The organism is Nocardia sp. NPDC006982, assembly GCF_042869435.1.
Classification (GTDB): Bacteria; Actinomycetota; Actinomycetes; order Mycobacteriales; family Mycobacteriaceae; genus Nocardia.
The window spans coordinates 385,943-407,129 of sequence record NZ_JBIAFV010000004.1; the positions used below are offsets into that span (position 1 = coordinate 385,943).

21 protein-coding genes are annotated in these 21,187 nt (G+C 66.7%); 5 read left to right on the plus strand and 16 right to left on the minus strand.

The annotated features are described in order from the left end of the window. Window positions 1–14: 14 nt before the first annotated feature. From ACFYOW_RS18785 to ACFYOW_RS18800, 4 genes are all read right to left on the minus strand, one after another. Window positions 15–1,067: a methionine synthase gene (locus ACFYOW_RS18785; protein ID WP_387290068.1), complete on the minus strand. Its 1,053-nt coding sequence runs from the start codon at window positions 1,065–1,067 to the stop codon at window positions 15–17. 222 nt (window positions 1,068–1,289) lie between these two features. After that, complete coding sequence (gene mnmA / locus ACFYOW_RS18790) at window positions 1,290–2,411, minus strand: tRNA 2-thiouridine(34) synthase MnmA (RefSeq protein ID WP_387289451.1); 1,122 nt, start codon at window positions 2,409–2,411, stop codon at window positions 1,290–1,292. Further along, a complete protein-coding gene (locus ACFYOW_RS18795; protein WP_387289454.1) occupies window positions 2,411–3,637 on the minus strand; it encodes a cysteine desulfurase family protein in 1,227 nt (408 codons plus the stop codon). Before ACFYOW_RS18795 ends, mnmA begins: the two co-directional genes overlap by 1 nt. Before the next feature lie 520 nt (window positions 3,638–4,157). Beyond that, a complete protein-coding gene (locus ACFYOW_RS18800) occupies window positions 4,158–4,844 on the minus strand; it encodes a TetR/AcrR family transcriptional regulator (protein ID WP_387289456.1) in 687 nt (228 codons plus the stop codon). Between the two features lie 35 nt (window positions 4,845–4,879). Here ACFYOW_RS18800 and ACFYOW_RS18805 point away from each other — a divergent pair, with 35 nt between their 5' ends. Continuing rightward, entirely contained in the window at window positions 4,880–6,253 is a 1,374-nt protein-coding gene (locus ACFYOW_RS18805; protein ID WP_387289458.1) for an FAD-dependent monooxygenase, read from the plus strand. Window positions 6,254–6,308: 55 nt separating this feature from the next. After that, the gene (locus tag ACFYOW_RS18810; protein WP_387289460.1) at window positions 6,309–6,707 is read left to right on the plus strand and encodes a DUF4870 domain-containing protein; all 399 of its coding nucleotides are present in this window, start codon (window positions 6,309–6,311) and stop codon (window positions 6,705–6,707) included. 334 nt (window positions 6,708–7,041) lie between these two features. Here ACFYOW_RS18810 and ACFYOW_RS18815 read toward each other — a convergent pair whose 3' ends face one another. The 4 genes from ACFYOW_RS18815 to ACFYOW_RS18830 all read right to left on the minus strand — a co-directional run bounded on the left by ACFYOW_RS18815 (window position 7,042) and on the right by ACFYOW_RS18830 (window position 10,928). Continuing rightward, window positions 7,042–7,623, minus strand: a complete 582-nt coding sequence (locus tag ACFYOW_RS18815; RefSeq protein WP_387289462.1) for a hypothetical protein — start codon at window positions 7,621–7,623, stop codon at window positions 7,042–7,044. After that, entirely contained in the window at window positions 7,623–8,621 is a 999-nt protein-coding gene (locus ACFYOW_RS18820) for a hypothetical protein (protein ID WP_387289464.1), read from the minus strand. Before ACFYOW_RS18820 ends, ACFYOW_RS18815 begins: the two co-directional genes overlap by 1 nt. Before the next feature lie 427 nt (window positions 8,622–9,048). Beyond that, window positions 9,049–9,738: a CAP domain-containing protein gene (locus ACFYOW_RS18825; protein ID WP_387289466.1), complete on the minus strand. Its 690-nt coding sequence runs from the start codon at window positions 9,736–9,738 to the stop codon at window positions 9,049–9,051. Between the two features lie 218 nt (window positions 9,739–9,956). Next, window positions 9,957–10,928, minus strand: coding sequence for an antibiotic biosynthesis monooxygenase (locus tag ACFYOW_RS18830; protein WP_387289468.1), 972 nt, complete (start codon window positions 10,926–10,928; stop codon window positions 9,957–9,959). A 176-nt stretch (window positions 10,929–11,104) separates the two neighbouring features. Here ACFYOW_RS18830 and ACFYOW_RS18835 point away from each other — a divergent pair, with 176 nt between their 5' ends. Beyond that, window positions 11,105–11,284 carry a hypothetical protein gene (locus ACFYOW_RS18835; RefSeq protein ID WP_387289470.1) on the plus strand — a complete coding sequence of 60 codons (180 nt, stop codon included), beginning with the start codon at window positions 11,105–11,107 and terminating at the stop codon, window positions 11,282–11,284. Between the two features lie 55 nt (window positions 11,285–11,339). Here ACFYOW_RS18835 and ACFYOW_RS18840 read toward each other — a convergent pair whose 3' ends face one another. From ACFYOW_RS18840 to ACFYOW_RS18850, 3 genes are all read right to left on the minus strand, one after another. Continuing rightward, window positions 11,340–12,350 carry a lysophospholipid acyltransferase family protein gene (locus ACFYOW_RS18840; RefSeq protein WP_387289471.1) on the minus strand — a complete coding sequence of 337 codons (1,011 nt, stop codon included), beginning with the start codon at window positions 12,348–12,350 and terminating at the stop codon, window positions 11,340–11,342. A gap of 5 nt (window positions 12,351–12,355) precedes the next feature. Continuing rightward, window positions 12,356–13,183, minus strand: coding sequence for a GNAT family N-acetyltransferase (locus ACFYOW_RS18845; protein ID WP_387289473.1), 828 nt, complete (start codon window positions 13,181–13,183; stop codon window positions 12,356–12,358). 178 nt (window positions 13,184–13,361) lie between these two features. Further along, entirely contained in the window at window positions 13,362–14,633 is a 1,272-nt protein-coding gene (locus ACFYOW_RS18850; RefSeq protein WP_387289475.1) for an NAD(P)/FAD-dependent oxidoreductase, read from the minus strand. 111 nt (window positions 14,634–14,744) lie between these two features. On the opposite strand from ACFYOW_RS18850, the gene ACFYOW_RS18855 reads away from it, so the two are divergent. Continuing rightward, entirely contained in the window at window positions 14,745–15,602 is an 858-nt protein-coding gene (locus ACFYOW_RS18855; RefSeq protein WP_387289476.1) for a LysR family transcriptional regulator, read from the plus strand. A 37-nt stretch (window positions 15,603–15,639) separates the two neighbouring features. Here the strand turns inward: ACFYOW_RS18855 and ACFYOW_RS18860 are convergent, their stop codons facing one another. The 5 genes from ACFYOW_RS18860 to ACFYOW_RS18880 form a co-directional block, all read right to left on the minus strand. Beyond that, window positions 15,640–16,401 carry an ABC transporter permease gene (locus ACFYOW_RS18860; RefSeq protein WP_387289478.1) on the minus strand — a complete coding sequence of 254 codons (762 nt, stop codon included), beginning with the start codon at window positions 16,399–16,401 and terminating at the stop codon, window positions 15,640–15,642. Then, the gene (locus ACFYOW_RS18865; protein WP_387289479.1) at window positions 16,398–17,420 is read right to left on the minus strand and encodes an ATP-binding cassette domain-containing protein; all 1,023 of its coding nucleotides are present in this window, start codon (window positions 17,418–17,420) and stop codon (window positions 16,398–16,400) included. Before ACFYOW_RS18865 ends, ACFYOW_RS18860 begins: the two co-directional genes overlap by 4 nt. Window positions 17,421–17,476: 56 nt before the next feature. Beyond that, a complete protein-coding gene (locus ACFYOW_RS18870; protein ID WP_387289481.1) occupies window positions 17,477–18,097 on the minus strand; it encodes a PadR family transcriptional regulator in 621 nt (206 codons plus the stop codon). Between the two features lie 211 nt (window positions 18,098–18,308). Beyond that, the gene (locus tag ACFYOW_RS18875) at window positions 18,309–19,265 is read right to left on the minus strand and encodes an electron transfer flavoprotein subunit alpha/FixB family protein (protein WP_387289483.1); all 957 of its coding nucleotides are present in this window, start codon (window positions 19,263–19,265) and stop codon (window positions 18,309–18,311) included. Window positions 19,266–19,375: 110 nt separating this feature from the next. After that, window positions 19,376–20,161 (minus strand): electron transfer flavoprotein subunit beta/FixA family protein, encoded by a 786-nt coding sequence (locus ACFYOW_RS18880; RefSeq protein ID WP_063047271.1) that lies wholly within the window; start codon window positions 20,159–20,161, stop codon window positions 19,376–19,378. 192 nt (window positions 20,162–20,353) lie between these two features. Between ACFYOW_RS18880 and ACFYOW_RS18885 the strand changes: the two genes are divergently transcribed. Beyond that, window positions 20,354–21,157, plus strand: a complete 804-nt coding sequence (locus tag ACFYOW_RS18885; protein WP_387289485.1) for a class I SAM-dependent methyltransferase — start codon at window positions 20,354–20,356, stop codon at window positions 21,155–21,157. Window positions 21,158–21,187 lie beyond the last annotated feature (30 nt).

Below are 21,187 nucleotides of genomic sequence, written 5' to 3' on the forward strand. Positions count from 1 at the left end.
GGCGGCACCGGGCGTCAGGAGAAGTCCAGGGACTCCGGCTCTTCGGCGAACGCGCGTGCCACTTCGGTGGAGAGGCGCAGGGCTCGGCGGGCCCATTCGAGTGGGGCACCGCCCAGGCCACAGGCGGGGGCGACCAGGATCTGGGAGGCAAGGACGGTGCGCCGCAGGCCGAGGCGGTCGATGAGTCGGACGCCGGGTTCTGCGATATCTCGCCAGGTCGGGGGTTTGCCGGGTGGTGTTGTGGGAACGAGGCCCAGGGCCAATTGCTTTCCCGCGTCGAGTGTTTCGCCGATATCGTCGAGTGCGCCGGTGGTGATGGTGGCCATATCGAAGCCGATGGCGGTGGCCGCGCTGCTACGGAGGCAGGCTAGGGCGGGCGCGTCGGCGCAGGTGTGGACCAGGACCGGGGCGGCTTGGGCGGTGATGACCGCGTCCAGCACCGCGAGTGCCTCCGGTTCGGGGACCGCGCGCACCGTGTTGAGTACGCTGACGCCGCGCAGGGAACCGTTCAGCACATCGGTCAGTAATGGTTCATCCAGTTGCAGAACGACTTCCGCGCCGAGACGTTTGCGCACCTCGTCCACGTGCTGGGCGAGACCTTCTGCCAGAGATTCCGAAATATCGCGAACCGCACCGGAATCGGTGAGGACCCGGTGCCCGACGGGGAGTTCGAGTTGGGCCGCGAGCGTCAGCGGACCGGTGGCCTGCAGTTTGACCGTGCCTACCGAACCCGTTGTCGCCCAGGCCTCTTCGAGTGCGTCCAGATCCGACCTGAGCAGATCGCGCGCACGCCGCGAGACCGCACCTGGCCTGGCCGCCAGCCGATAACCCCGCGTGGTGGTGTCGAATCGCATATCAACCAGGAGTGCCGAGACGCGGCCGATCATGTCCGAACCCACACCGCGTCCGGGCAATTCGACCAGATGCGGCAGATCCGGCAACTCACCGATGATGGTCGCCGCGGCCTCCCGCGGATCCGTACCCGGCCAGGAACCGACGGCGGTCGCGATCCCGCCCGGAATACGCACGGGTTCCTGCGCCGGGATTTGGCCTGACTCCTTGGCGATTTCACTCACGACTGCGCCTTGCTGACGCTCGGCTCCGTGGTGCGCGATTGCACGCTGTGCTGATAGCTCAGTCGCTGACGCTCGCTGTGTCGATGGTTCACTCGCTGCCGCTCGCTCACTGCGTTGCCCCTACGCGGGGTATGCACCCCATTGTGTGGTGGATCCCGGTCCGCGCCGGGACGAACCGATCTCGCTTGCCGCGCCGCCCGATGTCGGCGTCACTCACTGCCCTGTGCTCGCGCCCGCGCTACTCACAGAATCCGACGCATCGCGCGCGGTGCCGGTGATGGTGCCACTGCCGATCACCTGGTCTCCCAACGCATCCTGGCGATACAGCACGACGGCTTGGCCGCGGGCCACACCGGTCAGCGGCTCGCGCAGTCGCACGATCAGCCGGTCGCCGACCGCCTCGGCCACGGCCGGTGCGGTACCGCCGTGCGCGCGCACCTGCGCCACGCACTCGATCGGCCCCTCGGGCGCAGTGCCGGAGGTCCAGATGGCGCGCTCGGCCGCTACGGTCCACACCTGCAGATCCTCGGCCGAGCCGACGCGGACGGTGCCGGAGTCGGGATCGATCTCGGTGACATAGCGCGGCTTACCGTCGGCAGCCGGTCCCGGCAGTCCGAGCCCCTTGCGCTGACCGATCGTGAACCCGTGCACGCCTTCGTGATTCGCGAGCACCTGCCCGTCGGAATCGATAACCGCACCGGGCCGGATGCCGATCTTCGCGCCGAGGAAGGCCCGGGTGTCACCGGACGGGATGAAGCAGATGTCATGGCTGTCGGGCTTATTCGCCACCGCGAGCCCGCGCTCGGCGGCCTCGGCGCGGATCTGCGGCTTAGGGGTGTCGCCCACCGGGAACATGGCCCGCGACAGCTGTTGCGCGGTCAGCACCGCGAGCACATAGGACTGGTCCTTGTCGGCATCGACGGCACGCCGCAGCACACCGTCCTCGAGCCGGGCGTAATGCCCGGTGACCACGGCGTCGAAGCCGAGGGCCACCGCGCGGTCGGCGAGGGCGGAGAACTTGATCTTCTCGTTGCAGCGCAGGCATGGGTTGGGCGTCTCACCCGCGGCGTAGGCGGCGACGAAATCGTCGATCACGTCTTCCTTGAAGCGGTCCGCGAAATCCCAGACATAGAAGGGGATTCCGAGCACGTCGGCGGCCCGCCTGGCGTCGCCCGCGTCCTCCTTCGAGCAGCAACCGCGCGAGCCGGTGCGCAGGGTGCCCGGTGTCGCGGACAGTGCCAGATGTACGCCGACCACCTCGTGACCAGCGTCGACGGCACGTGCCGCCGCCACGGCCGAATCCACACCACCACTCATCGCGGCGAGTACCCGCATCAGACACCTCCCTTCACACCGGCCAGACCCGCGGCCATGGCCCTTTCCACAATCTGGGGCAAGACATTCAGCACCGCGTCCACATCGGCGCGCGTCGAGGTGTGCCCCAACGAAAAGCGCAGTGAACCGCGGGCCTGCCACGGCTGCACGCCCATGGCGATCAACACGTGACTCGGGGTGGCCACACCCGCATTGCAGGCCGACCCGGTAGAGCATTCGATCCCGGCCGCGTCCAGCAGCATGAGCAGCGAATCACCTTCGCAGCCGGGGAAAGTGAAGTGCACATTGCCCGGCAACCGTCGCGCACCGTCCGGACCGCTCAGCACCGCATCCGGCACGGCGTCGCGGATGCCCTTGATCAACTCGTCCCGCAGCGCGGTCAATTCCTTTGTGCGCGTCGGCAACTCGGTCACCGTGTAGTTCAGTGCGGTGGCGAGTCCGACGGCCGCGGCGGTATCGGAAGTCCCGGAGCGCAGATCGCGCTCGTGCCCGCCGCCGTGCAGGAGCGGCACACACGGCACCTGCCTGCCGAGCAGCAGCACGCCGACACCATGCGGTCCGCCGACCTTGTGCCCGGCGAAACTCGCCGCCGAAAGCCCACTGGCCGCGAAATCGATCGGCAGCTGCGCGGCGGCCTGGATCGCGTCACTGTGCATGGGCACACCGAATTCCTGTGCCACCGCGGCCAATTCGACGATCGGCGCAATGGTGCCGACCTCGTTATTGGCCCACATGATGGACACCAGTGCGACCTCGTCGACATGTTCGGCCAGCGCATCGCGCAGCACCCGTGGCGACACCACACCGTCGGAGTCGACCGGCAGCCAGGTCACCTGCGCGCCCTCGTGCTGCTCCAGCCACTCGACGGCATCGATGACGGCATGATGTTCGGTCGAACCCGCGATAATCCTGGTCCGGCGCGGTTCGGCGTCATGGCGGGCCCAGTAGATGCCCTTGATCGCCAGATTGTCGCTCTCGGTCCCGCCGGAGGTGAAGATCACTTCAGAGGGCCGGGCGCCCAGATCGGCGGCGATCGACTCGCGTGCCTCCTCCAGCATCCGCCGGGCCGCACGTCCCGAACCGTGCAGTGACGAGGCATTGCCCGCCATCCCGAGGGCAGCCGTCATCGCCTCGATCGCGGCAGGCACCATCGGAGTGGTCGCCGCATGATCGAGGTAGACCGTCCGGGGCGCCCCATGGACCGGACCCGCAAAAGCCGACTTCATGACCGTCAAAGCCTATCCCACCGTTGACCTGCATATCCTCGGGGTATACCGCGCTGTCTACGATTCACCCACCACATGCAAGCCGAGCCGAGCGCGGCGGTATTCCCTCAACCCCGCGCCAACGCCTCTCCCAGCATCAACGCCTCCGCCCTCTGTCCGTCTACCAGGTGCGTGTAGACGTCCATGGTGTTCTTGTGACGCATCCGCCGTGTCACATCCGCCAAGCTGTGTAGGCTCCGGCGGCTAACAGCGACCCGTACTGGGTCTGCTGGATGGGCGTATCCCGCCCGACCGGCTGGCCGAGAACCTGACGAACTTTTGATCCGGCGAACCCAATTCCGCCCGAAGTCGCCGGACATTCGACCGTCTCTCCGAGCTCCGGAGGGCCTCCGTTGGCGCAAAGTTGACGTCGCCGACGAGAGCGTCTCGTCGGCTGGGCGCGCCAGCGGAGCGCACCTCATGCCGAATGCAGTGTGTCGCGTAGATAGTTCCCCGTTCGGGCGAAACCGGCCTCGGTGCATCACTTTGGCGTCTGCTGAGAGTCCGCGATCCCGGTGAGGATGCGGCGCAAGCCGTACGAGAACTGTTCGGCCGGGCTCAGGTCGGCGGATTTGGTCATGCGCGAAACCCGTGGATATGCGCCGCTCTCGATGACCTTGCGCATGTAGGGGGCGACGGCGGCGCGCCACTGGTCCTCGGTCTGACCGGTGCGCCGCTGGGTCTCTTTCTCGGCGAGCTCGCGCATGACCGCGCCGCGCACGTAGTCCCTGATAAGCCCGACGGCCGAGGCCGCGTCGGCGATGTCGGAGGTCAGCGGCGCGGCCGCGGTGAGGGCGTGTTCCAGGCCGCGCAGCCAGTTGGGGCCGAGCGATGGTCGGGTGGCCAGCAGCGGGGCGAGCCAGGTGTGCCGCAGCCACAGCTCGCGCTCGTGGTGGGCGTACGCCTCGAGGTCGGCGCGCCAGTCTCCTGTCAGCGGCACGTGGTTGTCCTGTACCGCATCGGCCATGAGGTCGAGCAGGTCGTCGCGACTGTCCACGTAGCGGTAGAGCGAGGTCGTGCCGGTCGACAGCTCGGTGGCGACGCGGCGCATCGACAGCGCGTCGAGCCCCTCGGCGTCGGCGATGGCGATGGACGCGTCCACGATGCGCTCCACGCTCAGGGCCTGCCTTTTCGACCGGTACGGGTCACGCTCCCAGATAAGCGACATGGACAGGAGTCTACCGAAGCGGATACAGTGTGCCCATGAACGGGCACACTGTATCCACAGATGTTTTGATCGCTGGCGGCGGATCCGTCGGGCTGATGCTCGCGGTGCTGTTGCGCCACCACGGCGTCAAGCCCCTCGTCGTCGAGGAGAAGCCGGAGCTGTCGCCCCACCCCAGGGCCACCGGCATCGGGTCGCGGTCGGTGGAGATCCTGCGCGAGGTCGGCCTGGAGCACGCGGTCAACGAGGCCGCGGTCGACTTGCGGGCGGGGAAGATCAGAGGACGCACGCTCGCCGAGGCCGACTTCACCGAAAGCACGGAGTGGAAGACGAAAGGCGCGGCCGAGTTCACCTACACACCAGCCCGGATCCGCGGCACCTGCGCACAGAACCGGCTCGACCGCGTACTGATCACCAAGGCGGGCGACGTGGAGTTCGGCGTGGCGCTCGACTCGTTCGAGCAAGATTCCGGCGGTATCACGGCGACCCTGTCCGACGGGCGTGTCGTGCGGGCGCGCTATCTGGTGGCGGCCGACGGTGTGCGCAGCCGGGTTCGGCAGATCCTCGGCACCGGCCTCACCGGTCCCGGTGCGATCGGTCGGGAAACGACGAGCATCCTGTTCGACGCGCATCTGCGTCCGCGCAAGCCGTTCGCAATGTGCAATGTCGAGCATCCGGACGCCACCGGCCTGCTGGTGACCGTCGACGGCGAACGCGAGTGGGTCTTCCTCACCACCCTCGACACGGAGCCGACTCCCGAGCTCATCCGCACCGCGCTCGGCGATCCATCGATCGAGGTGGAGATCCGCAGTGTGCTGAGGTTCCGGGGGCGCGGCCAGGTGGCCGATCGCCTCTCCGTCGGGCGGGTCTTCCTGGTCGGCGACGCGGCGCATGCCATCCCCCCACTGGGCGCGTTCGGGTTGAACGCCGGCATCGCCGACGCACACAATCTGGCGTGGAAGCTCGCACACGTACTGCGCGGTGAGGCCGGACCCGAGCTGCTGGAGACTTATCACGCGGAACGCCATCCGGTGGCCCTGATGACGATGGAGCAGGCGCGCCTGCGGTTCAACGATCCGTCCCTGCACTGGGGCAAGGACATGGCGCAGGCGCGCAAGGCAGCGGGGGCGATCAACGCGCCAGTGGTGCACATGGGCTACCGGTACGGCGGCGCGGTGCTCCCCTCCACCGAGGACGTCGCCCTCGACCTCGACGGGTCACCGGGATCCCGCCTGCCGCACATGTGGGTGACCGACGGGGTGTCCACCCTGGATCTCGTCGCATCGCAGTGGTGCGTGCTCACGGCCGACCCCGACGTGGAGGCCGACGTTCCGGTGCACGTCGTGGACGGCTGGCCGTACGGGACAGTGCTGGTCCGGCCTGACGGTTTCGTGAGCCGTTCGTACCGCTAGCGCTCGTGCTGAAACCCGGGATCGGTAGGTGACGCGCGCGGCGTCTACTTACCCCATGACAACTTCTCAACCTCCCACGAACCAACCGCAGCCCGCCGGCTCGGACAAAAAGACCAGCGCGATCCTGTCCTACGCACTGGGGTGGCTCACCGGAATCATCTTCCTATTCGTGGGAAAGAACGATCCCGATGTGAAATTCCATGCCTCGCAATCGATCGTCTTCTTCGGGGCGGTCTCGGTGGTCAATATTGTTCTGAGCATCGTCGGCTCGCTCCTGGGAGTCCTGGGGATCATCTTCAGCCTCGCCGGACTCGCAGTCGCGGTCTTCGCGGTCGTCGTCTGGATCATGGCCATGGTCCAGACAAACAACACCGGCGGTGTCCGCGCAGAGCTTCCCATTGTCGGAAAATTCACTGCACCATATGCCGATCAGTTGGCCAACTCGGTCAAGTAGCGGCATATTCGAAGTCCCCAGCTGGATTTCGTAATAGAGGATGCTGTCGGCACCCCTACCGGCGGCCAGATGCGACAGTCCGAAGATCAACGGCCCGAGGCTATCTCGGGCCGTTGGCGTCCGCGCGGAACGTCCGATAATGCCGGAGGCATGTGATCGGGTCGGATGGTCGGTCGGGTACCCCTCGAGGAATACAAAATTCGGACAACGCAGAAGGAATGACAACCGCCCGGTTGGGGAGCCGTCTGAAAAGATTGACGGGAGCCCCTAGGCGGTGGGCGCACGCAACGCCCCCGTCAACTTTGAGAATTCAGGGGGTGCCACGGCCTGCGGGCTAGGACCGGACCAGGGGAATGGGTCTGCGCAGGTCGATCATGCGGGCGGTGGGGATCTGCCGTTCTCGTTCGAGTATCGGGCCGGTGGACTCCGTGCCGAAGGAGACGGTCGCGGTGCAGTCGCCGGGGCCGAGGGCGACGAGGGTGCCGCGGCGGACGGTGGCGGCCAGCGGCTGGATCTCCAGTGTGAGGACGAGTTCGACGGTGACCGAGCCGGCGGACTGCCCGTCGACGAGGATCTCCAGGTTCGGGCGGTAGGTGTGGGTGAGTTCGTGGGCGAGCAGCTCGATGGTTTCCTCGGGACCGCGCTGGGAGCGGACGGCCGCGGAGCGCAGACGACCGTAGCCGCGCCAGCCGGCGATCGCCGCGTCACCGAGATCGATGTCGAGCAGGCCGTCGACGGCCTCGGCGATTCTGGGCAGGGCGATACCGCGCACCAGGTCGCCGAGCGCCGGTGCGGCCGTGTGCAGTGTGTGGTCGAAGTCGACCTCGCGCAGGCGGGCGGTGAGCTCGGCGCGGCCCAGTTCGCGGGATCCGTTGTCGTAGAGCACGGCTCGTGCGGTGAGGGTTTCGGGGAACATCAGCGTCGCACCTCCCGCACGGTCGTGATGGGTTCGGCCCGGTGCACGCGGATCTGCACACTCGGTGGCCGAGAAGGCAAGGTCCGGATGTCCAGGCGGGGGCTGCGGTCCTGATGGACGCGGACCTGCACATCGGGTACGCGACCCGTGTGCTGGGGGCTGCCGAAGCGAGGGGATTCGGCGGTGCGGCGACCGAACGCTGCGGCGCCGGGTGCCCCTACGCCGGGCTGTGCGGTGTCGGGCTCGCGACGACGGAACGGCGCGGGCTCGGGGACACCGCTGCCCGGGGCGGGGGACTCCGTTGCGGGTGTGCGGCGGCCGAGCAGGGTGACGGCACCCACGATCGCGGCGAGGATCAAGGCGCCGCCCACGGCGAGCGGACCGACAGACGATGTCCCGGACTTGTTCTCGGGGCCCTGTGCGTCCGCGGTGGGTGGCGTGGGCTTCGCTTCATCGGGGTCGGAGGTCACGATCGGGTCCGTGGTCACCTTCCGGGCCGCGAGCACGGTGACGGGCTTCGTCGCGGTGATCGAGCTGTCCGCGGTGCAGGTGACCGTCAGGGTGGACTTGCCCGGTCTGGCGCCGGTGGGCACGGTGACGGTCGTGTCGAACTTGTAGCTCGTGACGGTCACCGTGGTGGCGGAGGTGGTCCAGCCCGGGGTGAGGGTCACCGTGCTGCATAACCAGTTCCCGCCGTGCACAGTGATCGTCGTACCCTGCACCGCCGTGGACGGGACCTCGAGGATCAGTGTGTAGCCGTCGCTGGTGCCCCCGCCGGTGGTCGTGGTGGTCGGTGACACCTGGCGCACGGTTGTGCGGGTCGGTGGGGGCGGCACCGAGGTCACGCTCGAATTCGGCGGCGGCGCAATCGAAGACGGGGCCGCAGCCGCGGGAATCGTGGCGGCGGCGAGGACCGCGGCCAGCACGACGGCTGCTGTCGCGACCTGCCGGATGAGACAGCGGCGACCGGATGGGATCGAAGCGGAAGGGATCATCATGGCTGCGCACTCCGGGAAGCGCCCACCGCCGCCGGTCACCCGACACGGCTGAGGTTGCGAAAGAGAAACGGGAACAACGAGATACGTCGCCCATCCACGGTAAGCGGCGCCGACGCGGGCGGCAACCGATTTTGTTCACTGGCCGCCGCGCTCACGCCGAGTGGAACGCCCCGCAGCCACCTCCATGGGGTCGAGCAGATGCACCAGGAACAACCTCGTCGGCGGCGACCATGCGCGGCCATGCGCGGCGCTTCCGTGGTTTGTCTGTCACAGTCGCTGACCGTACCGCTTCCTGCGCGGTTCGGAGCGGCCACGCACCGTATCCGAGATCAACGGCCTGGCGTCGTAAACCCGCCGCGCGCAGCGGTACATGGACGCACTGTAAGCCGCGTAGTGCGCTGACCGAATCGCAGAAAGACCAGGGAAGTCAACTGCAGGAAATGAATTGCTGGACGAAGATGCCCGCGGGATCTGTGGTGTCGAAGCCGGGGCGGGCGGCGCCGGCACGGACACCCACACCGAGCTTGGTGACGTTGCGGTCGATGATGTTGGCCTTGTGGGTGGGGCTGTTCATCCACCAGGTGACCGCGGCTCGGGCGGTGGTGAAGGTGTTCGAGCCCCAACCTGCGTAGGCGTTCTCGGACCACCGGTTCACGTCGTGGCCATCGCCCTGGTAGTAGGTGCAGGGGTTGTAGGACTTCACGCGGCGCTGGATCTGGGTGTCGACCGGGACACCGGCGAGGTCGGGATCGTCGTGGTAGTTCGCCCCGTCGGTCCACCATTGGCGTCCCTCGGCATGGCGGGCGAAATCAGCTGCGCTGCTGCGCAAGTCGTCGCTCCATTTCAGCTCGGGGACACCGGCATTCGTGCGTTCGATGTTGGTGAGGCAGAAGACGGCGCGCTCGATCTTGTCGAACTGGTCGTTCAGGGCGAACATGGCGCCGAGGCCGTCGTTGGGGTACTTGTTCGCGAAGTACTGGTAGCCGTGTACCGGGTCGTCGGCGTTATCGCAGGTGGGGGCCGCGGCGGCGGGCGCGGTGGTGTGCGGGAGACCGGTGACGGCGGTGGCGGTGATGGCCAGCGCCAGCATGGCACCGCCGATGATCTTGCGGCTCATGGTCTTTCAACTCCGTACGCTCGAGGAACCATTGGGCTCCTCGAGCATCGGCGCCGAGACCAACAGTCCACCAACGGAATACCAATGGGCACAGGGCGCGCGCCTAGCGGACATCCTCGGCCACACATCAGCTGTTGATCATTGCGCGCCTCTGCCGCTGGCGTGGTCGGAGGGCTGACACGCTCCTTTCACGACGAGATCGCCGCGCTGAGTGCCCGCTAGGGCAACGACCAGAGCTTGGTTGTCACCACGTAGAAGATCACTGCCCAGGCCAGCATGATGCCGACGACGGTGGCGATGCCGTGGAGGTTCGTCTGCGCCGCCGGTGCGTCCGGGGGTGGGCGCAGCCACCGCCGCAGCAACCGGTTCACGTAGTACGGCATCGTGATGTAACTCATCACGAAGCTGGACAGCAGATTGCCGATCAGCATCCCCAGCCACAGCGGCATCTTCAAGGGCGACAGGGCGAGGGTGAGCAGCACGACGGTCGGATAGAGGCCCACCCACACCGCGACGGCGGTTTTGGTATCGGACGGGGCCGCGGTCTCGTCGCCGTTCTGGTTGAAGGTGAACCAGCTGCCGAACGAGTTATCGATGGTGCGCAATTCGAAGTCGCTGAATTTCTCGCCTTCGGCGAGGAGCTCCTGGCGGCGCTTCGAGGTGAGCCAGGTGGCCAAGTTCGCCGCGGTATCGAAGCGGTAGAGCGCCGTCCACTCGTCCTGCACACCCTCGATGGGGCGGAACAGCTCGGTGCCGCGGAACCCGTCGAATTTCGCTTCTTCCCGGCTCAAATGTGCTTGCCACGCAAGGAAATCCGCGACGCTCCCGGTAGGCACACGATGGGTGACCACGACCGTCACGAGGGGATCCGCGGGCCGCGTACCGCCGCTGATGACCTGCTGGGTGCCGGGGCCGTCGAAGTACTGCTGCGCGCTGTCCAGGAATTGCTGACGGGTAGCGCTGTTTATCCAATCCTGTAGGTGACCGACGGAGTCGAAGCGGTAGACCACGACCCATTCGGACTGCACCGCGGTGGGGGCGGCGATCTCGGCCCCGAGGAATCCCGGATAGCCCGATGCCGCCGCGTTCAGGTCCTCCTGCCAGGTCGTGAAGGCCTCCTCGAAACCTGGGCGCACCTTCTGGCCGATGATGACCGTCGCCGAGCTGTCGGTAACTTTCCCGGCTCCCATCGCAATCTCCTCACGGCTCGGGTCGCGCCGGAACTTCTACGTTGCTCGAGACGGCGACGCGGGTACGTGACAGCCGATTGTGTCCGGTGGTCGCCTCGATCCATGCGGGATTCTTGCAGCTAGGAATGCCTGGCATAACCGAATTCGGCGCGACTGCCTTTGCCGACCCTGTCGGGGTGCGTTCAGTACGATCACGACTGTTCATGCTGCGGTTGAAGGTCGGTATGACGGCCGATGTGGTGCTGGCGGCACCGGTGGGCCACTTGGAATCGGCCCGATCAGCTTCCGACATTGCTGCGATCCGCGTCATCTATCGCGAGGAGCGATTCCACGGCGAAACTGCGCCGCTGCGCTGAACGGCGAAGGCCGACCGGACAAGCGCCCGGTCGGCCCCATGACCGTGTCCTTCGCTCAGTCTGTCGACACCGCAGACTCGGCTATCTGGTGGGAGCCCCTGCGGCGGAACGGTCGCAACCGCCGGGATGACCGTTGCGGCTGCGGCTGCGCCGACTCCGGATCCTGCACCCGGGTGGCCGTCGCCTCGATCCATTCCGACGCCTCGATGGCTCCATGGCGCGAGAGATCGGCGCCACGCACGGCTAGTTCACACCGACGAGCCAGATCACGGCGATCGAGTCCGGGATACTCCACCGGCTCGAGCACCACCTCGGCCACCATGCCGCGCGAGCGCAGGACCCGCTTCGCCGAGGTGCCGAAGCCGTCGTCACCGATGAATCCGGGAATGGTCGACTGGGTGCCGCGCGCGTCCAGGTACCGCACGCGCACCGGCTGCACCGAGGTTCCGGTGTCCACCGCCGCCTGGAAGAGCGCGGGCCGCATCCTGCCGTAGGCGCGGCCACACCATGTCGTTCCCTCGGGGAATACTGCGACCCGGTCCCCCGCCGCAAGCCGCTCACCGAGACGCGCCACCACACCGGGCAATTCGCGCAGCCGTTCGCGTTCGATCGGGATGACCCGCATGAGTTTGGCCAGCCCGCCGAGCAGCGGCCAATCGACCATATCGGCGCGGGCCACGAAACCCAGCGGCTGCACCGCGGCCATGACGACCACATCGGTCCAGCCGATATGTCCGGCCACGATCAGCAGCCCGTCCCCCGAATCGCCGAAGCGCGCATCGGCCGACTCTGCCGCATTCGCTCGGTTGTCGACAACGCGCAACCGAATCCCCAGACAGCTCAATACACTTCGCGCATATCGCCGCTGCAGCTGTTCGCGCCGTCCGCGCGGCGTCACGACATTGACAACGGGAAAGCTGAGCAACAATCCGGCCACGCCGAATAGTCGGCCGATCACCCGTGCGGTGCCGATCTCATCGACCGGATCGATGCAGCCGGGCCCACACGGGCTCGACGGCATCCAGGAATGCGCGGTGCGCTCTGCGGGCGGCGCGTCGAACACCATCTGACTCACCGTCCCCCGTCGAGTGCATTGGCCGCGTCTTGTAATCGGTTGAGGTAGCGGGTGTTGATCGTGTTCAGACCGAGCAGCGCGACGAAATCGGCGACCGCGAAATCCGGATCGTGCGCCGGTTCACCGCAGATCTCCGCGCCCAGGCGCAGGTAGCCGCGCAGCAGCGGGGGCAGCTTCGGGCGCGCGGGCGGTGTCATCTCGTCCAGCGTCAGCCCGTCGACCACCACCGGGCGATGAGGGTGCACCCGCCGCTCCGGATCGGATCCGTGGCGGCCGAGCAACATATCCCGCACGCCGCGCACATTCACACCGGCCGGATCGGCGGGTGTGTCCTGCATGGGCACCGAGACGCAGCCCATCACCCATTCGTATCCGGTGAGCTGGATGTAGTGCAGGATGCCCGCCCACATGAGGGTCAGCACCGAGCCGTTGCGGTGGTCGGGCACCACACACGCACGGCCCATTTCCACGATCCGGTTGCCCTCCGGATCCAGTTGGGCCAGATCGAATTCGGTGGCCGTGTAGTAGCCGCCCGCGGCAGTCACCTTGTCCGGCGGCAGCATTCGGTAGCAGCCGACGAATTCCTCGGTCCGGTCGTCGCGGACCAGCAGGTGGTCGCAGTACTCGTCGAAATGGTCCGCGTCGAGACCCGTTCCGTTGTCTGGAATCCGGAAGCCGGGCTCACTGGCGAAGACGCCGTAGCGCAGGCGCTGCGCGGCCAGTCGGTGCGCCGAATCGGAGGAGACGACCAGCGAATACCGAGACCCTTCCGCCCCGGAGTCCGTCGGTCGAGCCGGGGCTGTCAACACGGACGAAATAGTCATATCCGTGATGAAGCCAGTCCGAAACTGCGCCGGAGCAACCTCGAAGTGTCGCCGCGATGCCGGTTCGGTGAACGAGATGATGATCACACCGAGCGTTCACCGAACTGTCGCGTCGCGTTCCGTCTCCCGCATCGCTACCGCCGCCTTTTGCCCGATCCGTGACCTTTTCGCCAGCAGATCAGGCGGCGTCGCGCTCCGATATCCGGACCGGATCCTGCGCCGTATCCACCTCGTCGAAACCGGGGCGACCCGTGCCGATGAAGGCGACGAGCCACGAGGCCACGGCGGCGAAACGGTTGCGGAACCCGACCAGGTACAGCAGATGCACCGCGAGCCACATGGTCCACGCGATGACGCCGCGGAAGGTGATGTGCTCGTTGAGTTTCACCACCGCGCTGAACCGGCTGATCACCGCCATGCTGCCCTTGTCCCAGTATTTGAACGGGGTGCCGGGGAACTGCTTGCGGCGAATGATGTCGGCGGCGTGCCTGCCCTCCTGCATGGCGACCGGCGATTGGCCCGGATAGCCGTTGAGCGAGGTCATGTCGCCGATGGCGTAGATATCGGCATGTCCGCCGACGGTCAGGTCCGGGTTGATCAAAAGCCTTCCGGCGCGGTCGGTTTCGCAGCCGGTAGCCTCGGCCAGGATCTGTGCGAACCCGCCCGCCTGCACACCCGCCGACCAGACAACCGTCTCGGCCGCGATCCGGCGCTCGATGCCCTGCTTGTCCTTGACGGTCACCTTGCCGTATTCGATATCGGTCACGAAGGTGCCGAGCAGCACCTCGACACCGCTCTTGGTCAGCGATGCCTTCGCGTACTCCGACAGCCCGCCACCGAAGGGCGGCAGCACCTCGCCCGCACCCTCGACCAGGGTCACCGAAACTTCTTGGTGGTAGTGCCGTTTCGCGAGTTCCTTCAGCTGACCGGCGACCTCGACACCGGTGGCGCCCGCGCCGACCACCACGAAGCTCAGCAGTCGCTTGCGGGTCTCCGCATCCGCGTCCTTGGCCTCGGTGAAGACGCGTTCGATCTGTGCGCGCAGCAGCTTCGCATCGTCGATGGTCTTGAGCGAGAACGTCTTATCGGCGAAATCGTCGCGGCCGAAGTACGACTGCGAGGCGCCGGTGGCGGCGATCAGCGAGCCGTAGCGGATCTGCGTGCGCTCGCCGTCGTGCTCGTAGGTGAGCACCGCGTTGTCGGCGTCGATGGCGACGACCTTGCCGAGCCGGACGTCGGCTTCCCTGTGCCTGCGCAGTACCGAGGCGATCGGCGGCGCGATCTCTTGCGATGCCAGCACACCTGTCGCGACCTGGTAGAGCAACGGCTGGAAGAGATGCTCCGGCGTGCTCGAGATAAGAACGTAATTGATGCCCGATTTGGCCAACTGCTTAGCGGCGGCAAGCCCCCCGAATCCCGATCCAACGATGACAACATCTGCGTGTTCCATGACAGCCTCCTTCTCTCATTACCAACCGTCATTCGATCCGCAGATATTTCAGGTGTTCAGGCGCATAATAGATATGACTCTTATCTGGATCGCTCATGAATTGGAGATCAAGTGGAGCTTCGCCAGCTCACCTACTTCGTCGCGGTGTGCGAGGAGCTGAGTTTCAGCAGGGCCGCGGCCCGCTGCTACATCTCCCAATCGGCGATCAGCCATCAGATCGCCCGATTGGAGCGTGACCTCGGCGTAGCCTTGTTCGAGCGTTCGACCAGGGCCGTTGTGCCGACCGACGCGACCATGCGGCTACTTCCCCTGGCTAAACAGATGCTCAGTCTGGAGTCGGCCATCCGCGCAACCGTGCGCACCTCCGGTCACCGCATCCGGCTGGCCGCTAACATGTCCTTCGCGACCCGATCCCTGTCCGCGATCGCCGGGGCGCGCGCCGCGCATCCGGATGCCGAGATCGAATTCGTCATCAAACCGTTCCGGCAGCGGATCACCGCGGTGGCCGACGGCGACTGCGATCTCGCACTCATCCGCGGCAGTGTCGACGAGCCCGGCCTCGCGGTGGAGAAGCTGTGGATCGAGGACCTCGTCATCGCCACTTCCGCCGCCCATCCGCTGGCCCCGCACGACCAGGTGACGCTGGCGGATCTGAGCCCGTATCCGCTGCTGCTCCCGCCCGAGCAGGAACAGGTCCTGCTGCACAATGTGATTCGGGCCGCCTTCGCCGAACTGTCGGCGGGACCCACCTTCGGTCCGCCGATTCCACCTGATCACACCGCGACCATGGAGCTGATCAATCGCCCGGACGCCTGGACTGTGCTCTATGCCGACAGCCCGACCGAGGGTCTGGTCGTCCTGCACCTCGCCGAGCACCGACTACGTATTCCGGTCTCCGCGGTCTTGCGCAGCGATGCGCGCCGCTCGCCTATCCTCACCACGCTGCTGTCCGGATTGCACCGCCGCTGAGATCTGCTGTCACCGAGCAGATCTCGCGGCATCGGTGTCAGGCGTTCTCGCGGGTGAAGCTACGTGCGCCGATCACCATCGCCACCGCGGCGACCGCCAGTGTGAGCCCGGTCCCGAGATACACCTCGGACGCACCGTAGTCACCGCGGAACAGGGCCCTGGCCGCATCTACGGTGTGCGAGAACGGATTCACCTTGCCGATCATGCGCAACCAGCTCGGCCCGACAGTCAACGGCAGCAGGATGCCGGACAGCAGCATCAGCGGCACCGCGAGGCTGTTGAGCACCGAGGCGAGCACGTCCTCGGATTTGGCCCACAGACCCAGCGCATAGGACGCCGCAGCCAAACCTGCTGCCATGACCGCGATCAACAACACCGACAGCACCACGCCGAGCGGATCCGGCCGAACCCCGAAGGCCGCCATGGCAACTCCGACGAGCACCAGCGCCTGGACGACGAGCACGACCATGTCTTTGAGCACGCGCCCGGTCAGCAGCGCGCCCCGGCTCGCGGGCGTGACCCGCTGCCGTTCGACGACCCCCGCGCGCAATTCCGCCACAATGCCGAATCCGACATAGATCGCGCCGAACAGCCCGGTCTGGATGACCAATGCGGGCGTGAGCAGCTTCCACGGATCCGAATCCGCGCCGAGCGCCGGCGCGATGCCCTTGACGAGCGGCCCGAACAGCACCAGATAGAGCACCGGCTGGGACAGACCGATCAAGACCCACACCGGATTTCGCAGATTCGCCCGCAGTTGCGACCAGAAGATCAGTCCGGTCTCGCGCATGAACCTCATGAGTGAATCGCCTCCCGCAGCGAACGCCCCGTAATGGTGAGAAAGACATCGTCGAGGCTGGGACGTTTGACAGTGAGCGCACCCGGTACGAGACCGCGCTCGTCCATGGCACGCAACAGGGGTACGACCGCGGCATCGCCGCGGTCGACGGTGAGATGCACCAGCGTCGCACCGATACGGTTCGCACCGGAATCCTCCGAGCGCACCAGTGAGCGCACCTCGAGCACCGACTGGGCGACCTGGAGTGCGAGATCCGCGTGGCCGTCATCGATTTCGAAGCTCACCACGTCGCCGGAGATGCGGCGCTTGAGTTCGTCGGGCGAGCCCTCGGCGACGATGCCGCCGTGGTCCATGATCAGCAGCCGGTCGCACAGTGCGTCGGCCTCGTCCAGATAGTGGGTGGTGAGCACGACCGTGGTGCCCCGCTCGCGCAGGCGCCGGATGTGCTCCCACAGATTCGCGCGGCTCTGCGGATCCAGGCCGCTGGTCGGCTCGTCGAGGTAGATCAGCGTCGGGCCGTGCACCAGGCCGAGCGCGATATCGACGCGGCGGCGCTGACCGCCGGAGAGCTGGTTGCATTTGCGCCGGCCGAGGCCGTCCAGGTCGAGTGCGACGAGTAGTTCTTCGGCATTGTGCGTGGCCTGCACCTTGCTCAGCCCGAAAAGCCTTGCCTGCAGCACCAATTCGTCGATGACCAGGGCCTCGTCATTGGTCATACCGCCCTGGGCGACGTAGCCGATGCGCGAACGCACGGTCCGCTGCTCGGCCCGTAGATCAGCGTCGGAGATGACCGCCTCGCCCGCGGTCGGGGCGATGAGGGTGCTGAGCATCCGCAGTGTCGTGGTCTTACCCGCGCCGTTGGGGCCGAGCAGACCGAGGATCTCGCCCTCGTACACATCGAAGTCGACGCCCGTAACCGCTTGGACGGGGCCACTTTTGGTTTCAAACGTCCGCGCCAGCCCGCGTACCCGGATCACCGAGGTGCGAGTGCGATCACGAACGGAGTCGATCGTTTCCACCTGAACAACGGTAGAAACGATCGACCAAATAGTCAAGCTTTACTATTCAGTCTTGATCAGTCGATCGTGGCGCTCCGGCCGTCAACCCGCGTCGGGAACCGCTCCCAGACCTCCAACTCGCCACTTTCGATGCGTTCCAACGTTTTCTGCGACCAGCGCAGGTCGGCCCGGATGTGTTCGGAGGCCAACCGGATCGCGTCGGCGACATGATGCGGTTCGGTCTGCGCCGGATCGCCGCTACCGGCCATGACACGACGCTCCTCGCGATCGAGCTGCTCGAGTTCGGCCTCGAATTTCTTGATCCGACTGCGCAGCGCGGCGACGACCTCGTCGCGAGGCGCCTGCGGCAGCAGCGCGACCGCCGCGGCATAGGGATGCTTCGGCTGCTCGGCATCCCACAGTGCCTCGCGCAGCAACTGCGCGAAGACCTTCTCCCCCTCGGCGGTGAGCCGATAGGTCGTGCGCTCCGGCCGCGCACCATCCTGCCCGACGCCCTCCACCGCGATGAGCCCGTCGCGTTGCAAGGTATTCAGCGCGCCGTACACCGAACCCGGTTTCACATTCGCCCAATTGTCCGCCCGCCAGGACAGCAACTCCCGCCGAACGTCGTAACCATGCACCGGCGCCAGCAGCCGCACCACGGCGAGCACCAGCATCCGAGTCGTAGGAACAGCCATATCCGCAGGTTATCCCACCCGCACACGCCGGTGAGTTTGCCCAGAAACGCAAAGACTCGCCAAACCTGTTGCCGCATTGCACAACAACAGATTTGGCGAGTCAGGGGTAACTCACCGGGGACGGGCCAACCAAGCCAACCGACATCCTGCAGGCCGGGAACGCGACTCACGCCGCGCCTGACCGGTCCGCCTTCGGGAAGGCCGGGGGAGCCTAGCCCTTGTGCGCCTTCACAGCTTCGGTCAGCTGCGGGGCGACATTGAACAGATCGCCGACGATGCCGTAGTCCGCGATCTCGAAGATCGGGGCCTCTTCGTCCTTGTTGACCGCGACGATGGTCTTCGAGGTCTGCATGCCGGCGCGGTGCTGGATGGCGCCGGAGATGCCGAGGGCGATGTACAGCTGCGGGGAGACCGTCTTACCGGTCTGACCGACCTGGAACTGGCCCGGGTAGTAGCCCGAGTCGACCGCGGCACGCGAAGCGCCGACCGCGGCACCGAGCGAATCGGCCAGCGCCTCGACGACCGCGAAGTTGTCGGCGGAACCGACACCGCGACCACCGGAGACGACGATGCTCGCCTCGGTGAGCTCCGGACGGTCGCCACCGACGACCGGCTCGCGCGAGGTCACCTTCACGACGCCCTCTTCCTGCGCGGGCACCTCGACGGTCACCTTCTCACCCGCACCGGCCGAGGCGGTGGCCTCGACGGCGCCCGGACGCACCGAGATCACCGGCACGTCGCCGGTGGCCTTGGCGTCGACGGTGAACGCGCCACCGAAGATGGAGTGCACGACCGAACCGTCGGCCTTGACGTCGATGACATCGACGAGCAGGCCGGAGCCGATGCGCGCGGCGAGGCGGCCCGACACCTCCTTGCCCTCGGCGGTGGCGGCGACGATCACGGCGGCCGGCGAAATCGACTCGACCAGACCGGCGAGCACGTCGACCTTCGGGGTGACCAGGAAGTTCTCGACATCGTCGGATTCGGCGATGTAGATCTTCGCGGCACCCGCAGCGGCCAGCGCGTCGGCCAGCTTCTCGCCGGTACCGGCCGGGCCGGTCACGACGGCGGCGGGCTCACCCAGCGCGCTCGCGGCGGTGAGCAGTTCGGTGCTGACCTTCTTGATCGCACCGTCGGCGTGCTCGACGAGCACAAGTACTTCTGCCATTTGTGTTCTCTCCTAGTCTGATTTGCGGTGCTCGCTACGCCCTGCGTGGTTACGCTTCGCTACCTCCTCCGGGCGCTGAGCTCCCACCGCGGAAGCAGTCTCGGGCGGGATCAGATGATCTTCTGACCGACCAGGTACGCGGCGATCTTGGTGCCGCCGTCGCCCTCATCCGCGATCTTCTCGCCCGCGGTGCGCGGGGGCTTCGGGGTGGCCGCGGTGACGGCGGTGCCCGAGTTGGCGACACCGACGGTCGACGGGTCGACGCCAAGGTCGGCCAGCGTGAAGGTCTGCACTTCCTTCTTCTTCGCGGCCATGATGCCCTTGAAGGAGGGGAAGCGCGGCTCGTTGATCTTCTCGGTGACGCTGACGATGGCCGGGAGGGTGGCCTCCAGCTTGAACACGCCCTCGTCGGTCTCCCGTTCACCGGTGATCTTGTCGCCGTCGACGCTCAGTTTGCGCAGGTGCGTCAGCTGCGGCAGGCCCAGGTACTCGGCGATGATCGCGGGCACGGCGCCTGCGCGACCGTCGGTGGCCTCGTTGCCCGCGATGACCAGCTCGACACCCTCGACCTGGCCCAGCGCGCTGGCCAGCACCCAGGCGGTCTGCACGGCGTCGGAGCCGTGGATCGCCGGATCGTTGATGTGGATGGCCTTGTCGGCGCCCATGGACAGCGCCTTGCGGATGGCCTCGGTGGCACGGTCCGGACCGGCGGCCAGCACGGTGACCTCGCCGCCTTGGGCCTCCTTGATCAGCAGCGCTTCTTCGACGGCGCGCTCGTTGATCTCGTCGAGGACGGCGTCGGCGGCTTCGCGATCGAGGGTGAAGTCACCGTCGGTCAGCTTGCGCTCGGACCAGGTGTCGGGAACCTGCTTGATGAGTACGACGATGTTCGGCATCGGTCTTCGTCGACCTCCTGTTCTGGTTACACGTGTGTGGTGGTCGCACGAGCGGCGCCGTACGTCCTTGTTTGTAGCTCAGGGCGTGACACTACCCTACGTTAAGTTACTCGCGGGTAACTTAGTCGCTTCTCTCTCACAACGGTGGTCCTGGCGATAATGTACGGCCGCCTTACCAGTAACGTCGGAGCGATGAGCGAGGCTGTGATCCCTGCCGCAGTGGGCACCACCCCGGGCATTACTCCCGAGTCGGCCGTGGAGCCGTTGCCGCTGACCGGCGAGCGGACCGTACCCGGCATCGCCGAGGAGAACTACTGGTTCCGTCGGCACGAGATCGTCTACGCACGCCTGCTCGAGCGTTGCGCCGGAAAGACGGTGCTGGAGGCGGGATCCGGTGAGGGTTACGGCGCGAACATGATCGCCGATGTGGCCACCAAGGTGATCGGCCTCGACTACGACTCCAGCGCGGTCGAGCACGTGCGCGCCCGCTACCCGCGCGTGGAGATGATCCAGGGCAACCTCGCCGCGCTGCCGCTGGAGGACGAGTCGGTCGATGTCGTGGTGAATTTCCAAGTGATCGAACACCTCTGGGACCAGGGCCAGTTCATCCGGGAATGCCTGCGAGTGCTGCGGCCCGGCGGTGAACTGCTGATCAGCACGCCCAATCGGATCACCTTCTCCCCCGGCCGCGATACCCCGCTCAACCCGTTCCACACCCGCGAACTCAATGCCGACGAACTCACCGAACTGCTCGTCGACGCGGGTTTCCGGGTCATGCTCATGACCGGAGTGCATCACGGCCCGACGCTGAAGGCGTTGGACGCCAAGCACGGTGGCTCGTTCATCGATGCGCAGATCGAGCGCGCGCTGGCCGGGGAGCCGTGGCCCGCCGAGCTGACCGCCGATGTCGCCGCGGTCGCCCTCGACGATTTCGTATTGATCACCGAGGACATCGATGCGAGCCTCGATCTGGTCGCCATCGCGGTGAAGCCGTGAGTGACCGCAGCGAACGAACCATGTCACAGC

Excerpts from the sequence above, each read along its gene's own strand:
- ACFYOW_RS18845 (WP_387289473.1), bottom strand. The coding sequence starts at position 13,183 with ATGACTATTTCGTCCGTGTTGACAGCCCCGGCTCGACCGACGGACTCC.
- ACFYOW_RS18820 (WP_387289464.1), bottom strand. The coding sequence starts at position 8,621 with ATGATGATCCCTTCCGCTTCGATCCCATCCGGTCGCCGCTGTCTCATC.
- ACFYOW_RS18880 (WP_063047271.1), bottom strand. The coding sequence starts at position 20,161 with ATGCCGAACATCGTCGTACTCATCAAGCAGGTTCCCGACACCTGGTCC.
- ACFYOW_RS18810 (WP_387289460.1), top strand. The coding sequence starts at position 6,309 with ATGACAACTTCTCAACCTCCCACGAACCAACCGCAGCCCGCCGGCTCG.
- mnmA (WP_387289451.1), bottom strand. The coding sequence starts at position 2,411 with ATGCGGGTACTCGCCGCGATGAGTGGTGGTGTGGATTCGGCCGTGGCG.
- ACFYOW_RS18840 (WP_387289471.1), bottom strand. The coding sequence starts at position 12,350 with ATGGTGTTCGACGCGCCGCCCGCAGAGCGCACCGCGCATTCCTGGATG.
- ACFYOW_RS18825 (WP_387289466.1), bottom strand. The coding sequence starts at position 9,738 with ATGAGCCGCAAGATCATCGGCGGTGCCATGCTGGCGCTGGCCATCACC.
- ACFYOW_RS18795 (WP_387289454.1), bottom strand. The coding sequence starts at position 3,637 with ATGAAGTCGGCTTTTGCGGGTCCGGTCCATGGGGCGCCCCGGACGGTC.
- ACFYOW_RS18850 (WP_387289475.1), bottom strand. The coding sequence starts at position 14,633 with ATGGAACACGCAGATGTTGTCATCGTTGGATCGGGATTCGGGGGGCTT.
- ACFYOW_RS18805 (WP_387289458.1), top strand. The coding sequence starts at position 4,880 with ATGAACGGGCACACTGTATCCACAGATGTTTTGATCGCTGGCGGCGGA.
- ACFYOW_RS18800 (WP_387289456.1), bottom strand. The coding sequence starts at position 4,844 with ATGTCGCTTATCTGGGAGCGTGACCCGTACCGGTCGAAAAGGCAGGCC.
- ACFYOW_RS18870 (WP_387289481.1), bottom strand. The coding sequence starts at position 18,097 with ATGGCTGTTCCTACGACTCGGATGCTGGTGCTCGCCGTGGTGCGGCTG.
- ACFYOW_RS18830 (WP_387289468.1), bottom strand. The coding sequence starts at position 10,928 with ATGGGAGCCGGGAAAGTTACCGACAGCTCGGCGACGGTCATCATCGGC.
- ACFYOW_RS18875 (WP_387289483.1), bottom strand. The coding sequence starts at position 19,265 with ATGGCAGAAGTACTTGTGCTCGTCGAGCACGCCGACGGTGCGATCAAG.
- ACFYOW_RS18815 (WP_387289462.1), bottom strand. The coding sequence starts at position 7,623 with ATGTTCCCCGAAACCCTCACCGCACGAGCCGTGCTCTACGACAACGGA.
- ACFYOW_RS18860 (WP_387289478.1), bottom strand. The coding sequence starts at position 16,401 with ATGAGGTTCATGCGCGAGACCGGACTGATCTTCTGGTCGCAACTGCGG.
- ACFYOW_RS18885 (WP_387289485.1), top strand. The coding sequence starts at position 20,354 with ATGAGCGAGGCTGTGATCCCTGCCGCAGTGGGCACCACCCCGGGCATT.